The sequence below is a fragment of the Hanamia caeni genome (genome assembly GCF_003721595.1).
Classification (GTDB): Bacteria; Bacteroidota; Bacteroidia; order Chitinophagales; family Chitinophagaceae; genus Ginsengibacter; species Ginsengibacter caeni.
In genome coordinates this window covers 75,270-89,765 of sequence record NZ_RJJR01000012.1, presented here as the reverse complement: position 1 = coordinate 89,765, position 14,496 = coordinate 75,270, and the positions used below count along the sequence as shown (strand labels likewise).

General features: G+C 39.0%; 8 protein-coding genes. All 8 read right to left on the bottom strand.

Annotated elements, in window-relative coordinates; genetic code table 11:
- Position 1: 1 nt before the first annotated feature.
- The 8 genes from EFY79_RS14275 to EFY79_RS14240 all read right to left on the bottom strand — a co-directional run bounded on the left by EFY79_RS14275 (position 2) and on the right by EFY79_RS14240 (position 14,488).
- Positions 2–1,087: a Gfo/Idh/MocA family protein gene (locus tag EFY79_RS14275; RefSeq protein WP_123121513.1), complete on the bottom strand. Its 1,086-nt coding sequence runs from the start codon at positions 1,085–1,087 to the stop codon at positions 2–4.
- Between the two features lie 11 nt (positions 1,088–1,098).
- Complete coding sequence (locus tag EFY79_RS14270) at positions 1,099–3,660, bottom strand: L-rhamnose mutarotase (RefSeq protein ID WP_123121397.1); 2,562 nt, start codon at positions 3,658–3,660, stop codon at positions 1,099–1,101.
- A gap of 11 nt (positions 3,661–3,671) precedes the next feature.
- Positions 3,672–5,876 (bottom strand): TIM barrel protein, encoded by a 2,205-nt coding sequence (locus EFY79_RS21780; RefSeq protein WP_123121396.1) that lies wholly within the window; start codon positions 5,874–5,876, stop codon positions 3,672–3,674.
- 308 nt (positions 5,877–6,184) lie between these two features.
- Positions 6,185–7,336 (bottom strand): sialidase family protein, encoded by a 1,152-nt coding sequence (locus EFY79_RS14260; protein ID WP_123121512.1) that lies wholly within the window; start codon positions 7,334–7,336, stop codon positions 6,185–6,187.
- Positions 7,337–7,440: 104 nt separating this feature from the next.
- Positions 7,441–8,040 carry a DUF3826 domain-containing protein gene (locus tag EFY79_RS14255; RefSeq protein WP_123121395.1) on the bottom strand — a complete coding sequence of 200 codons (600 nt, stop codon included), beginning with the start codon at positions 8,038–8,040 and terminating at the stop codon, positions 7,441–7,443.
- 20 nt (positions 8,041–8,060) lie between these two features.
- Complete coding sequence (locus EFY79_RS14250; RefSeq protein WP_233578013.1) at positions 8,061–10,844, bottom strand: glycoside hydrolase family 2 protein; 2,784 nt, start codon at positions 10,842–10,844, stop codon at positions 8,061–8,063.
- Between the two features lie 348 nt (positions 10,845–11,192).
- On the bottom strand, positions 11,193–12,638 hold the full coding sequence (locus tag EFY79_RS14245) for a sialate O-acetylesterase (protein ID WP_199727543.1): 1,446 nt from the start codon (positions 12,636–12,638) through the stop codon (positions 11,193–11,195).
- Positions 12,635–14,488: an exo-alpha-sialidase gene (locus tag EFY79_RS14240; RefSeq protein ID WP_123121394.1), complete on the bottom strand. Its 1,854-nt coding sequence runs from the start codon at positions 14,486–14,488 to the stop codon at positions 12,635–12,637. The genes EFY79_RS14245 and EFY79_RS14240 overlap by 4 nt, the downstream gene beginning before the upstream one ends.
- Positions 14,489–14,496: the final 8 nt, after the last annotated feature.

The following is a 14,496-nucleotide window of genomic DNA, read 5'->3' as shown; positions in this document are numbered from 1 at the left end:
TTTAAGGCGTTGCTGGTAATTTTTGAAGGTTATAACGACTTAGAATTTCCTCTACTTTAACAGGTTTACCGGTTTTCAAAGAATCATCCATGGCCTGCAACAATGCAATAGTGATGATGCCTTCTTTCATATCAGGGTAAGCTGTGAAATTTTGTTCGATGGAATCTGCAAAGTATTCCAGGTAATTTTGATATTCACCTGCATGATGGCTTTGACCTTCAAAACGGAAATAATACTTCAACGTATCATCGCCCCACGTAATCATTTTTTCTTCTCCGGTTTTATCTGTAATTGAATATCTCAATTCATGATAATCTGCCTGGCTGCCGCCTTCTGTGCCACGAAGAATGCACGTCATACCGCTATCTCTTTTTGCAGGTTGCGTCGGTCCTGTATAACTGCCACTCACACTGGCAATACGCCCGTCTTCTGCTTTAAAAATAAAATGCATTGTGTCTTCATTTTTTAAGCCGGCGGCTTTCCCATTGGCACTTATCATTCCGTAACCCATTACTTCTTGAATGTCGGGCAGATACCATCGCACAAAATCAACAGGATGACTAAGTCCTCCATACAACCATTTAAAAGATTTTTCCAATGCCCATTTTTTTTCCAGAAACCAACGATGATCGGCATTGTAATTACTTTCTATCGTAATAAGTTCTCCAATTTGCCCTTCTTCAAAATCTTTGCGTTGTCTTTTCGCAGGTTCAAAAAATCGTGAGCTTTGTCCTACAAAAACTTTTTTCCCTGTTTGCTCCTGTAGTTGCAATAATTCTTTTGCGTCGTTTAAATCATCAATAAGGGGTTTGGTACAAACCACATGTTTGTGGTGAAGCAAGGCTTGTTTAACATGTTGCGCATGTAGATGATCCGGTGTGTAAATGGCAATGATATCAATCTCTATATCATTCAGCATTTGCTGATAATTCGTTGTATAATTTGGGAAATTGAATTCATCGCTACGTTGTTTACATAGCTCCTCATTTGCATCGCACATCATCTTCAATTGATATCTATCGCTTCGCAAAGCCGCCGACATAGTGCTCCGGCCTTCACCTAATCCTAATATTCCGATTTGTAACATACATTTAAAATTTAAAAAACCGGTTTTAAAACCACCCATGTTTCGCCTGGCTTTGTTCCTTCAATTCCCTCCTGGTATTTTTTCATTATTGAATTCCATTCATCCACACACGGATTGTTTTCAGTTGTTTTTGGATTTAATTCATCCAAAGTTTTTCCTTTCGGAATGCTGATAATCAACATTAACTGTCTCCCGCTTTTCAAAACAACGACCTGTTGAAAATCTGCATTGCAAAAGCCTTTAGCCACCTCGGGCCACTTTTGAAATTGAGTAGCATGATAGTGTAAATACTGATTTTGCATGGAAGTATCTTTGACCAAATTGGCGGTCATTACAACATTACTCCACCTGTTGCTATTTTTTGGGTTGGAACAGTGGCTTTCATTAAATTCATAAACAAGTTTGCTGTACACTTTCACTTCAGCGTTGGGATAAGCAGCCTCAATTTCTTTTTGTAAATCATCGGGCATCCGTAGCGTATCATAAACAACCAGGTGATTTTTCCATTCAAAAATATCCAGGGCAGGAATATTATTTTTTGCGCAAATATTTTTCAGGAATGACGGATTCAACAGCATTTTAGATTTGCCGGTAACCTCAATGCACAACTGATTCCTACTTTTAAAAATCTCTGGCTTCTTAATATCATATTCATTTTCTTTAACAGAATTAATAGGCCAATTACCATCTATTGTTTTTTCTTTCAATAAATATTGATACGGCTTTTGTATTCCTGCTTCCTGCTTTACATCTGAAGAAACCTGTGGCCCATTATTCTCCCAAACATTGCCCGGGCCGTTTGCATTTTGCAAGAATTTATGTGCAGGACACCAGTTATCTTTTACCGTAAAATAAGATGAGCCCTCATCGGTGTATAAATAAAACCAATGATCGGGGTCGTGCGGATAAGGCGCTTTATAAATACTGTCAATATAATTATTTCTTATCTCCGAATTGGGCTGGGCAGACAGGGTATAAATCGCAGCAACATCATATAAATACTTTGCATAGTGATTTATTTTATTAAAAGTAATTTTGTTGTCACGCATCGCACTGGGATTTTTTGTCCAACCCCAACCGACACTTATCCCGGTATAGGAAAGATTGCAAACTTCATTGTGCTCAATATTGATTCCCCTTACGAAACCTGCTCCAATACCCACACAGCCCCAATCTTCATTGGCCACGTCAGTAACGATATTATTTACGATGTGTTCGTTAGCGCAAACCTCTCTTTCATCTTTTGGATTATAAGGCAAATGCGCTTCTTCAGCTTCATTAGAAAAAGTTCCAAACAACATTGCTGAGCCTCCAATATCTTTAAAAAGATTTCCTTCAATCAGGTCGTTACTAGTACCTGTTACATAATCCAATCCAGTCGATGCAAGATGTTGAAACCGGCATGACTCAAAGTCGATATGATTCGCATAACTCACTTCCACCGCTGGTTTCGGCCTGCCAACCCATGCCTGGTTTTTCAATCCTTTCTTATCCGGCGTTCCCGGTATTTTTAGTTTATACGCATCCAGCAAATACATGCCTGCCTGTAATGGAACATGGCCGAATTCTGAAGGCCGCAACCAACCGGTATGCATAAACGAAATTCCTTTGAACAAAACATAAGAAACAGGATGGTCAATAGTTCCTTCCACTTTTACTAAAGTTTCCAACCTTGGAGCAATACCACTTGCAGTATTTAAATTTTCATTGTCACGCGGCCAATAATATACTTTCCTGTTTTTTAAATCGAGATACCATTCTCCTGGTTCATCCAAAAACTGGATGGCATTCGTTAGATAAAATGGAGAATTACCGGTCTTTTTAGATAACCACGGCGCAGGCCACGGATGCTCTGATTCGATCCTGCTTTCGGGTTGATAAAAAGTCAACCGGGCGCTGTCTCCTTTAACTTGTATCTTTTTTATCCTTAAAATAGCAATCGCCCACCATTGCTGGATGAACATTTCTATTCCTTCCGTATTTGAAGGATCAATATTAGGTTTTGGAATTTCACAACTTTCTGTTTCATGATCCCATGACAGAATGCGATCCATGCTATCTCCTGTTGCACTTTTTGCACGAATGGCTTTTAAATTATTGATCCAGAGTTGTCGATAGTTTAAAACATTTCCTGCGACCGTTGGTGCATCCGCAACCCAGATTTTATTTTGGGATTTTTTGGGCAGACCCTTTACTATTCCTGTTGATTTTTGCCAACCTGTAATATTTATGCCACCACTAAAAACAGGATTTTCTTTATCTGCGTTTTCAATAATTGTAGGACTACTTTCTGTTCCGGAATCTTCAGGACGAATAAACAATGGTTCATAAAATTGGTAAATGCCTTTCACAACCTTTATATGAATGCCATCTTTAATTGACGGGTCATTCAACCGACGAAGTTCACGGGCCTTACGCAAAGCCATCGCAACAGTAGCCAATGGTTTTTCTTTTGTGCCGTCATTTTTATCTGAACCATTTACGGCAACCCAAATTACTGCGGCGTGTGCTTTTAAAACAATACAAAATGAAAAGAGAAGGCAGATGAAAAAATATTTAGATTGTCTCTTCATATTTTACAATCTCAATTAGCTGTTTGAAAAATGGATTTTACATACGCCGTATTTGCACCATAATTCTTTTTCACATTACGTGGGTCTTTCGCATCTCTTGATCTTTCAATAACAAGCCATCCACTCCAGCCCATTTTATCTAAAGTTGCTTTTACTTTGTGCATATCGATCTTTGGATCATTCTGCAACCACACTCCATCATCATCCGTACAATGAATTTGTACGATATTGTCTTTACCCAGGATCCGTAATTCTTTTTCAAGATTGCGCCCGTTTTTTATGGCATTGGAAAAATTGAAATAACTTTTGATGGCCGGTGAACCAACATCCTGTAGCAATTTTAATTCTCCAGTAGCATCGAGTGCCGTTTCTATTCCTATCACAACTCCTGCATCCTGCGCCATTTTACCGGCGACTTTTAAGCGGCTTACAACCGAATCTCTCAAGCCTGGACTTTTCACCAAATCACATTGAACCCCGAGAGGAAGAAAAGCGACTTTCACATTCATCAGTTTCATTGTTTTAATACAATCCTGAACAGACTGTATGAATTGTGGTCTTTCACAAAATGATTGCGCATAATAACCTGTCATACCAAGAGAACAAATTTGCAGACCCAGTTCTTTTGCTTTATTTAAAAATTGCTCCCTGATACTGTCCGTTAAAAGTTTATTATCAAAAGTCACACGGTTTCCGAGGCCACCCATATCCACTTCCAAACCATCTGCTCCAACATCTTTGGCAACTTGAAAAGCCCCTGATTTCTGGCGTTTCAAAAGCATCAGATCTATCACCCCTACTTTATAGCGTTGATTATGTGCTTGTGCTACTTCTTCCTTAAATATTTTTGAAATGTTTTCAAAACCCTTCAATGCATTGGCTGGCAATCTTTCACCTTTGTCTCCAAAAACATACATAGCCGGAGCTTTCTCAATGGTAACATCCGACTCAGTTATATTTCCCTCTTTATCCTTAACTGCATTAATGTTGAGCCCGAAATGTTCTGCTACAAATTCATACATTGCTTTTCGTTTTGAAAAGCCGTAGTCGTGACCTTCATTTCCCAAATGAACATTCTTAATGTTATTCTTTTTACCATAAAATCCATACACTCTGTCCACGAAAGGGAAACCCATTTCAGGAACGTGTTGTGTCCAATCCTTACCGTCTGAAATAATAAGTTGTGGACGTGGTGCAGCCATTGCAGCTATCTCAACATTGTTGGTGCCGCCACCACACAAATGAATTCCCATGCCGCTTTCGCATGGACAACCGCCGCTGTGATAGGATGACATCATTACCACAGGCACACTTAATTTGATGCGACTGTCTATTGCTGTCATTGCCATCGTATGGCTTCCTCCACCGGAAGCGCCTGTAATGCCCACACGGTTTGTATCCACTTCTTTCAATGACAATAAAAAATCAAGAATCCGCGTAGCGTTCAACGCTTGTAAACTTTCTACCAGAGCTCTGCGGTGATCCGCGGGTGTCACCTGGAGCAGTGATTCACCATCCCAGCCAAACAGATCGTAGCTAAAAGCCATAGCTCCCATCTTTGCAAGCATCGCGCACCGGTATTGACAATCTGCCCGGTAGCGGCCGCCGCTAAAGTGCCCAACCGTATTCATAATCACCGGAATTTTACTTTTTATTTTTGCAGGGCGATACAATGAACCTGAAACATAAACGCCGGGTAATGTTTCAATCGCTATATTTTGAACAGTATAACCATCCATTTTTCTTATCTGCGTTACGATTGGTTTTGAATCAGGTTTTGCTGGAAGTTTGTCGAGCATCAACGTTTTAAGAATGCAGTTTCTTAACAGAGCCTTGCGCTTTTCAAAACCCTGTTCATCATGGTATAAAGTGGATAAATATTGCAACTGTTCCTTTCCTTCTGCCGGAGTTTTCAGATAATATTCATAAGATTTCAGCTTGTATTTTTTATCCCCTTCTTTTGTAAATGATATATTCTGAGACGCAAGCACATTTGATAAAGTTTCTTCCAGATCCGGCCTGAAACGCCATTTAGCAAAGGTTACTACCCTATCTTTCACTAAATCTTCAGGATATCTTATATGGACGTCAAATCTTTGTTCAATGTCGGATATTACTTCCTTTAAAGGTTCTTTAAACTGATCATCTGAATTTTGTGCAAAAGATGTTTTAGATGATATCAACAAAAGAAAAAGAATAACATGCAATATTTTCATTGAATATTTTTTTATCAAAAAAATGCTTCAGTTAAGATTTTAGAACGGAAGGCAACCAGTAAACGAAGGAATAATCAGAATTCTTATTTCGCTATTCAGCCTTCACGTTATCCAGTAAACAAACAAATAATCAACATTCTAATTCATCATTTACTATTCGCCAATTGATGAAACAGGCAATAAATCTGTTGAATAAAATTAAAGGCGCTATTATTTAAAATAAATAGGTGAATTAACTATATTGATGGATTATTTTCCTTTGTTATGTTTGGCAAATAATCGGCAAAACTGGGATATGGTCCTTCCATTTATCTGGCTGAATCGTCAGAAGTTGTCGCCCCTTTTGGTGGCGTGTACCCTTTCATTGGAGGCCATTTACCATCGACAATTTTTATCATTGGCAATTTCGACGGATCTACTTCTACATATCTTATCTTTTGTCTTCTCCATGTGTAAACAATATGAATCATCCCATCCTTACCTTGTATTACTGATGGATAGGAATATTGACTTATTGGCGAATCTTCTAAAATTAATGACGCATACCAAGTTTTACCATCCTTAGAAATCGCCACGTTTAAAGGCGTGCGCGGGCCTTTCCCCTTTTTCCATGTAGCATTAGGAACCGCATGATTATATGCCAATAATTGCCATCCGTTTTTTAGTGTAACTCCATCGATTCCGGAATTGTTATTAGGTAATGAAGTCCTGGACAAAGGCGTCCAGGTTTTGCCGTCGTCATAAGACCATGTTTGCAGGACTGCTTGTTCCTTGCTTCTGCATAGAGCTTGCAATGTATCTTTTCCGTAAAATAAAATTGTAGGTTGTAACGGGCTTTTATAATCCGCATTATTAGGGGGCAAATTCATCATTGTCCATTTATTTTTTTGCACATTATATCTTTCGAAATGGATAGCAGTCTTTCCTAGCTCTACACCAGAAGGGCAAAGCAAAGAACCGTCTTTCAGCAATACAGGTTTATTCTTAATGGGACCCAAAAAACCTTTTGGTAATCTTTCTGGTTTTGACCAGGTGATGCCATCATCCTTAGAACGAATCATCCAGCCTTTCCATTCAGAGGGCTTTGGTCCAACTTTATAAAATAATAAAAGATCTCCGCCGGGAACCTGGTACAACACAGGATTCCAGGTAGGATAACGCAATGTATCGTTTTGAATTCCATTGGCAACCGGAACCGGTGTTGTCCATGAATGATTTATTTTGCGACTCACATAAATTTCCACGTCAGGGTTTCTTTCTTTGGTACCACCAAACCATGCTGCGACAAGGCCTTTCGGCGTTTCAGCAATTGTTGCAGCATGACAAGATGGAAAAGGGGCTTTATTGAAAATAAATTCTTCTTCTACTATTCCCTTTTTCCATGGCCCCGATTGGGCATTTACCAAATTCATTGCGGCAAAAGAAAAGAAGAGTGTTGTTAAATAAGTTTTGTACTTCATAATTGATTTATTTACTATTACTGTTTTTTTCAAAATAAGAATCTGTAATATTCCCTGGTTTACTGCAACAAAGAACTTAGGTTACACAATCAAGATAGAGTGCGTTACTCATTTAAATCCGACTTTTTATGTGCCTTCTTTGCTTTTACTGCATTTACATAATCTTTATACATCTGTCGCCAATCCCTTCCGTTTGCATTTAGATATTGCTCACACTTTGTTTTATAAATCTCAAATATTGCGGAGATCTCTTTCATGTTTTTATAATCCACCGCTTGCTCTCTTGCTTGTTTAAGATTAGTAACTATTACAGCTTCTTCCACGGGGGTTAAATTCGGGACAATTGCTTTATAACCAGCAAGCGTGAACGCAACTTTGCCAATCGTATATTTATCCAGTATCATTTCTACCTGGGTATCGGCCAGATCTTTCCGCAAACCGTTCATCAAATTTTCATGAACAGACTTTGGCATTGCAGAGATCGCTATAACGCGCCGGTCCAGATCGCTTAACTTGTTTCCAGTCTCAGGATTAATACCTGCCGGTACGGTGCTGGCCGGATGTTCATTGTTCCAGTCGCGGATAGTTTTTAAATGTGTTGCGATCACTTCTGTTACTCTTGCCTCTTTAGCTTTATCATTTAAATTAAGAGATGCTACCCATTCACCGGCACGTTTGTAAACGTCTACCTTTTTCAATTTCATTAAAAAGAAATTATCATGTGTTATTTGCCGGAAAAATCAAAATATAATGTCATTACCAGGCAGCGATCAGGCGCTTTGCCATAATCATAAAAAATATTTTTTTCACCCATTGGCCCTGTTGTTTCCGGCCGCTGGGTTTTTGTGCCAATAGCAGGTATTGCCTGCATAAAGGAAATATGACCTGAAGGAAATTTTGGCTCATAATTGTGCCATTTATCCGTTTTTGATGCCGGTGTAAATAACCGCAAAAACAAATCTTCGTTGTCAGTGTAAACTGTAAATGATTGAGCGGACGTTAAAAATTTACAAGCATACATATTTGAATAGTAACCTTTAAATTCAGGATATATCCAGGGTGATTCACCGGTTTCGGTGTTGTTGTAAGGCTTGTTCCATATCCCAAACTTATTTCCCATCATCCTGTTTTTCCAAACCCTGTATGGGCCATACCCCATGTACTCAACGCCTTTGATTTCTTGTTCAGGAAAAGAAAAATTTACACCTACCACGCTGGTGAAATATTCGCCCGGAAAATATTTCACCTTCATTTTCACAAAGCCGGAAGGATAAATAGTCCATTGTAAAACGTTGTATGAATTCTTCCTGTCGAACGTAGATTCAATAACTAAATTTTTCCCTTCAAACCTGGATGTAAAATCTTTGAAGTTGTTTACTCCTTCCTGTATCACCGGGCCATTATTAAAAGCAATTTCACCTTTTGAATTTTGAACCTGTTGCAACAAGCCGTTGTTTTTGTTAAACAGGAATTGAATTCCGTTTGCGGAAACATTGTAAACAGAATCCTTTTCAGCAAAATTTACTTCTCCTGCATTTTCAAACACAACATTTTTTTTGACGACATCTTTGGGTAATATTAAGGGAAAGCTCCACGTAAAAATTTCTTTTTTATCGGCTCCAAAAGCCGTTACATATAACACGTCATATTTGTTCCAGCCGGGAGGCAGATTTACTTTTAAAATCCCCTTTTCCGAAGGGCGTATATTTGGTGCAATTGCAGTTCCTTTTATATCCGTATTTGATTCGCTATTTTTTGCAAACGGCAACTTTGATAGCTTCCATTTAAAGCTGCATTGATTAATATTCGTAAAGAAAAAACGGTTCTCAATATTCAGTTTTCCATCAAATGAAGGAGTTATATCTTTTGGTTCAAAAACTATGGGTGACCATATTTCTTTTATAGCAAAATAACTTCCCTCTTTTTGATGATAAGGCCCTACAATGCCGTCCGGACCGTGGTCTCCGTCGGTATCTATTTTACCATCTTCATCTGTTCTTACAACTCCTCCGTCAGCAAAATCCCATAAAAACCCACCGGCAGATAAGGGATACTTCCACATGGCTTCCCAATGATCCTGTAAGCCTGCCCCCAGTCCACCATCATAAAGCCCGTGCAAAAATTCTGTGGGCATTACAATATTATGCCCATGCATGTAATTACTGATTCCGTAATTATATTCACGGTAATGTTGGGTATCAAATCCACGAAACACCATCCACGGATGAATCACATGGCGATGCTGAATATCTTCACTGTCGAAAACGGCATCCAGGTCGAGGTTGTGGCCGCCTTCATTTCCATTATCCCACATGATGATACAGGGATGATTTTCGTTTTTATCAATCATAGCTTTTGCAAGGGCGGTGCCGGTTGGTGTATCATAATGACCATGCCAGCCAGCCAGTTCATCCAGCACAAATAATCCAAGCGAATCGCACATGTTGTAAAAATGTTCGTCACCGGGATAGTGCGACATACGAACGGCATTCATGTTCATATCCTTTATCATTTGCACGTCAGCCAAACTACGTCTTTCACTCATTGTGCGTCCTGTTGACGGCCAGAACGAATGCCGGCAAACGCCCTTGAACTTTATTTTTACCCCGTTGATATAAACGCCATCGCGTTCTCTGATTTCTATCGTTCTAAATCCAAAACGCTGTTTTATGGAATGGATTATTTTCCCTTCTTGTTCTATAGAAAATACCACATTATATAGATTGGGAAATTCTGTTGACCAAAGCTTTGGAGATGCAACTGCTGTATTCATCTTTACAACTGAATCTCCTTTATGAATTGTTGTTGTAAAAGGACGACCAATTTTCTTTCCATCCAATGAATAAATTTGAGCTGAAATCTTCGAGTTCTTTTCTGCATTATTTACAAAAACATTTGCATTAAATTTTCCATCTGCTGTTGCATTTAAGGCTACCCGTTCGATGTGCTGCTGCGGAAATGCCTGCGAATAAACCGGACGAAATATGCCGCCAAATATCCAAAAATCACCACGCCGTTCTGCAGCATTTACCGATTCATTTGCTGAATGTTTTGACACAGTCGCTTCCAGTAAATTATCACCTCCATATTTGAGCAATTTGGATACATCAAATTTAAAACGATAGTAAGCGCCCTGGTGAACAGGCCCTGCCAAATGCCCATTAACCTTTACTTCGCAATCCGTCATAACGCCTTCAAAAACCAATTCTACAACTTTTGTTTTCCAGGAAGAAGGCGCAGAAAAATGGTATTTATATAAACCTTTTTCTTTTCCGCGAACACTATCCTTTGCAAAGCCATAATTGTATTTTCCAAAGCCCTGCAATTCCCAATTGGATGGTACCGGAATGGTTGTCCATTTACCCGAATTCATGCCTGACGTACAATAAAATTGCCAGTTGACGGTTTTGTCTTCTCCGGTTCCTGACAAATACATTTTTTCCGTTTGCTGTGCAAATGAAGTGCAGCACGACAGTACAGTAAACAAAGAAATAATGTATTTTTTCAATTTTGTTTTTTTTTATTTAAAAACTATTTTACTTCTATAGCTTCACAATTTGCTATAGTAAAAAAGGATAAAATTGGGATTCGAAAAATCACCTGCAATCTAGAAAAACCGGATTGTATGCGAAGTAAAATAAGGTAATAAGGTTGGGAACTATTTTACTGTTATTTTACTAAGGTAATAAGGTTATTTATCGTCTTTGAATTTGAAAACCTTATTAGCTTAGTAACCTGAAATTATAAACAAAACCACCTTATTCCTTTATTTAACAACACACAATTTTACCCTCTGTATTGTATAACAAGCATCTCATTCCCGTTAATTTTTCTTTTCAACAATCAACAAACATTCTTATTCAGTCTTTACGAAATGTAACGGATTATCCGTTCTGAATGGCACTGCAGGCAATCCATCTTTATTAAAAAAATTAGGTTGAGCCGCTTCGCTCCATGCAAATCTTACATTTTTTGGATCAGGAACTAATGGACTTGAAACAATTACTTTATTTCCTTCAATCACTGCTTTTGCCGGAACAAATTTTCCATCGGCGCCTGCAATAGTAAACCATGTCAACGGCTTTCGATCTTTGCTTTCCAGGCCTTTTCCTACATAATTAAATTCAAGTTCTATTTTACCATTCGTAATTTTCATTCGCTTATAAATTGGGCCGGACGGGACAACATTCAAACCGTAATCCTTCGCCAAAGCCCATTGAGCCAATCTTTTTCCTACTTCCCACTTACCACGTGGATGCAGGTCATCTGGTGAATTGGAAAGATCGTTGATCACAACCATTCCCGTATAGGGAATATTCATTGCAAGGGTTTGTGCTTCCCAGAATTTTGGTTCCGTTTCTACAGTAAGCGGATATCTACCTGCACTTTTTGAATAATAAAACGGCGCAATCTGCACATAATAAAAAGGCAATTTGTTATCCTTCCATAATTTTCTCCATCCATTTATTAGCGCCTGCATTTTGTAGGTGTATTCAATGCTTTCATTTTGAAAACAGTTCGTTTCTCCCTGGTACCACAAAAATCCTTTGATGGCAAAAGGCGCTAATGGCTGTATCATTTTAGGATAAAATTTTCCCGGTTGACTTTCATCCAACTTGATCGGTTTGTCTTTTTGCTGCTGTTTTGGAATAGCGCCTGAAAGCCAGGGCTCAATAGCGCTGCCCGGAATTGCAGCCGATATCATTCCGATGGGTACATGAAGTTTAGCGTTAAGCTCTTTTGCAAAAAAATATCCGGCTGCAGAAAATGAACGCAATGCAGAATCTTTTGCAATGCTCCAACCGCTATGAGATGAATCCTGGTACAATAGATTTTTTTGGGTAACAAGGAAAATCCGGATATCAGGATTGTTGGCTCTTTCCAATTCATCGATAGGCGAATTTTTACTGCTGTCTGTCTTCACCACTTTGCTGTTCTTACGCATCGTGTATTCCATATTGCTCTGGCCGCTGCACAACCATACTTCACCGACTAAAATATTTTTTAAAGTAATGGTATTGTTGCCTTTTATGATCATTTCGGAAGGTAAAGCCGAAGCATTCATTTTATCAAGATTTACCATCCATTTTCCCGACTTATCTGCAACAGCATTTTTGGTTTGATGATGAAAAGTAATAGTTATTTTTTCACCCGCAGATGCATTGCCCCAAATAGGAACTGTTTGGCCACGCTGCAAAACCATATCGCTTCTGATTATTTTCGGAAGCGTTACTTCTGCTTTCACATTGGCAACACATAACAGCACGAAAAAAGTAAAATAGAAATTTGCTTTAAAAGTCATTTTACTGTTGTGGTTTTTAATGAAGTGATAAAATAGGAAGCCAATGCGCCCGGCTCTCCTGCATTTGGTAACGATTCATACATCGGGTCTGTAGGCGTATCGGCATTGGGAAATCTTCTTACGTTTCCTGTCCTGAAAACAATTCTTTCCACTTCATGAACCGGTGCAAAAAATATTCCCGGAGACAACTCTTTTCCATTCACATTTACGGTATAAAATCTTTTATCAGTATCAAGATTTACACGGACTTTGTAAGTTGTGCCTGCAGAATATTTCATGAGATTTCTATCCCGGTAGCCCGCTTTTGCATGCAGATAACCTGCGGAATCAAATGAAAGCCTGATCGCCGCAGATCCATTGCCATCCTGGAATTCAATGTCCAATTGTCCTTTATCGTTTTGTTCGGGAATGACCGTAAATTCTGCTGTAATTTTTTTACCCGCAGGAATCAACCTTTCTGCTTTTGCATATTCATAGCGATCCCAATCTTTTAATGACAGAACTTTTGTTCCGTCACTCATTTTTTCAATTTGCACAGGCGCCCACAATGCACTGTAATAATTCCAAAACTGCAATTCTTTTCCATCAGGCATTTGATTGAAAACTTCATTTACATCTTTGGTTTCAACATCAGTGACAGGAACAGGAATGGTGGCTACCCACATATCTTCCTTGTTCATGCTGTAAGTCACCCAGAAGTTTTTGCCCGGAGGATTTCCGTTTCCTTCAATAATTCCCCTCGTATATTGAGGACCGTAAGATTTGTAATTGCCGCCATAGCGCATCGGACTAATATTCCCATTTACCAACAAAAGGTTTTTATAATCCAACCCATCATCACTAACGGAAATTGCAAGCGGCCAGCGAAATTCGGAAGGATTGTACACTGCCGCATACTTTCCATCCGAAGTTTTTTGACCCCATATCTTTGCATTACTATTAACAAATTTTGACGCCCGCAAAGGATTGTAGCGCCATGTTTTACCTTCATCTTTACTGATGGACGTAAGCGCATATTTCCACAAACCCACTACGTTTCCATTTGGCAAATGATAATAGTTAAATGCTTTAAATTGTTTTTTTAAAGGAATGAGCGGATCATCTCTATCAGCCTCTTCCACCCACTGTTGCATCATAAGAGGAGTAGCTAATAATTCATTGCAGGCTTCTACAAAACCTTTGTCTTTGCTGGTGGTGTAGAAAGGATAAAAAGTATTTTTTTCGCTCCATCCATGATTGTATCGGATAAAATATATCGGGCCGGGCTTTCCGTCCGTATGCATTTCACGAACCACACGACCAATTCCATTTCCATCGTTTGGATCATCATGAGGCCCCAAACAAATACCGTAATAACCCAATATCAGCAAAATGTTTTTCTTTGAAACATAAAAACCCATGCGCTGGTGCATTACCGCATCGAGATTTTTTGCCACTTCTGTGCGTCCTTTTTTTGTAGTGCCATCAGGAATGCGGTAAACAGGAAAAATAACAGATGGCTTTGACCAGTTGTAGCCGTCATTTGAAGTCATAAGCAAAGTATGTCCTGGCGGAACACTTTCACCAATGCTATCGCTTAGGTATTCAAGATAAAAAGTATGATTCCAGTAAGCCAACATAGGTTGATGATTGTAAGTCCAGCCAAACCCATCGGCATCACCAGCATGCGCACGATTTGCGCGAAGTACCTGCATATTGTGTACTCCTCTTGCAAGCCTTAATTGCCCGTCATGATAATCTACATTTGACAGGGTGTTGCCGGAATAATGAACGGTATCCTGGGCTAACGTGGTAGCATACACGAAAACTAAAATCGCCATCATCCATATTTTACTTACGCCATCTTTCATTGATTTTA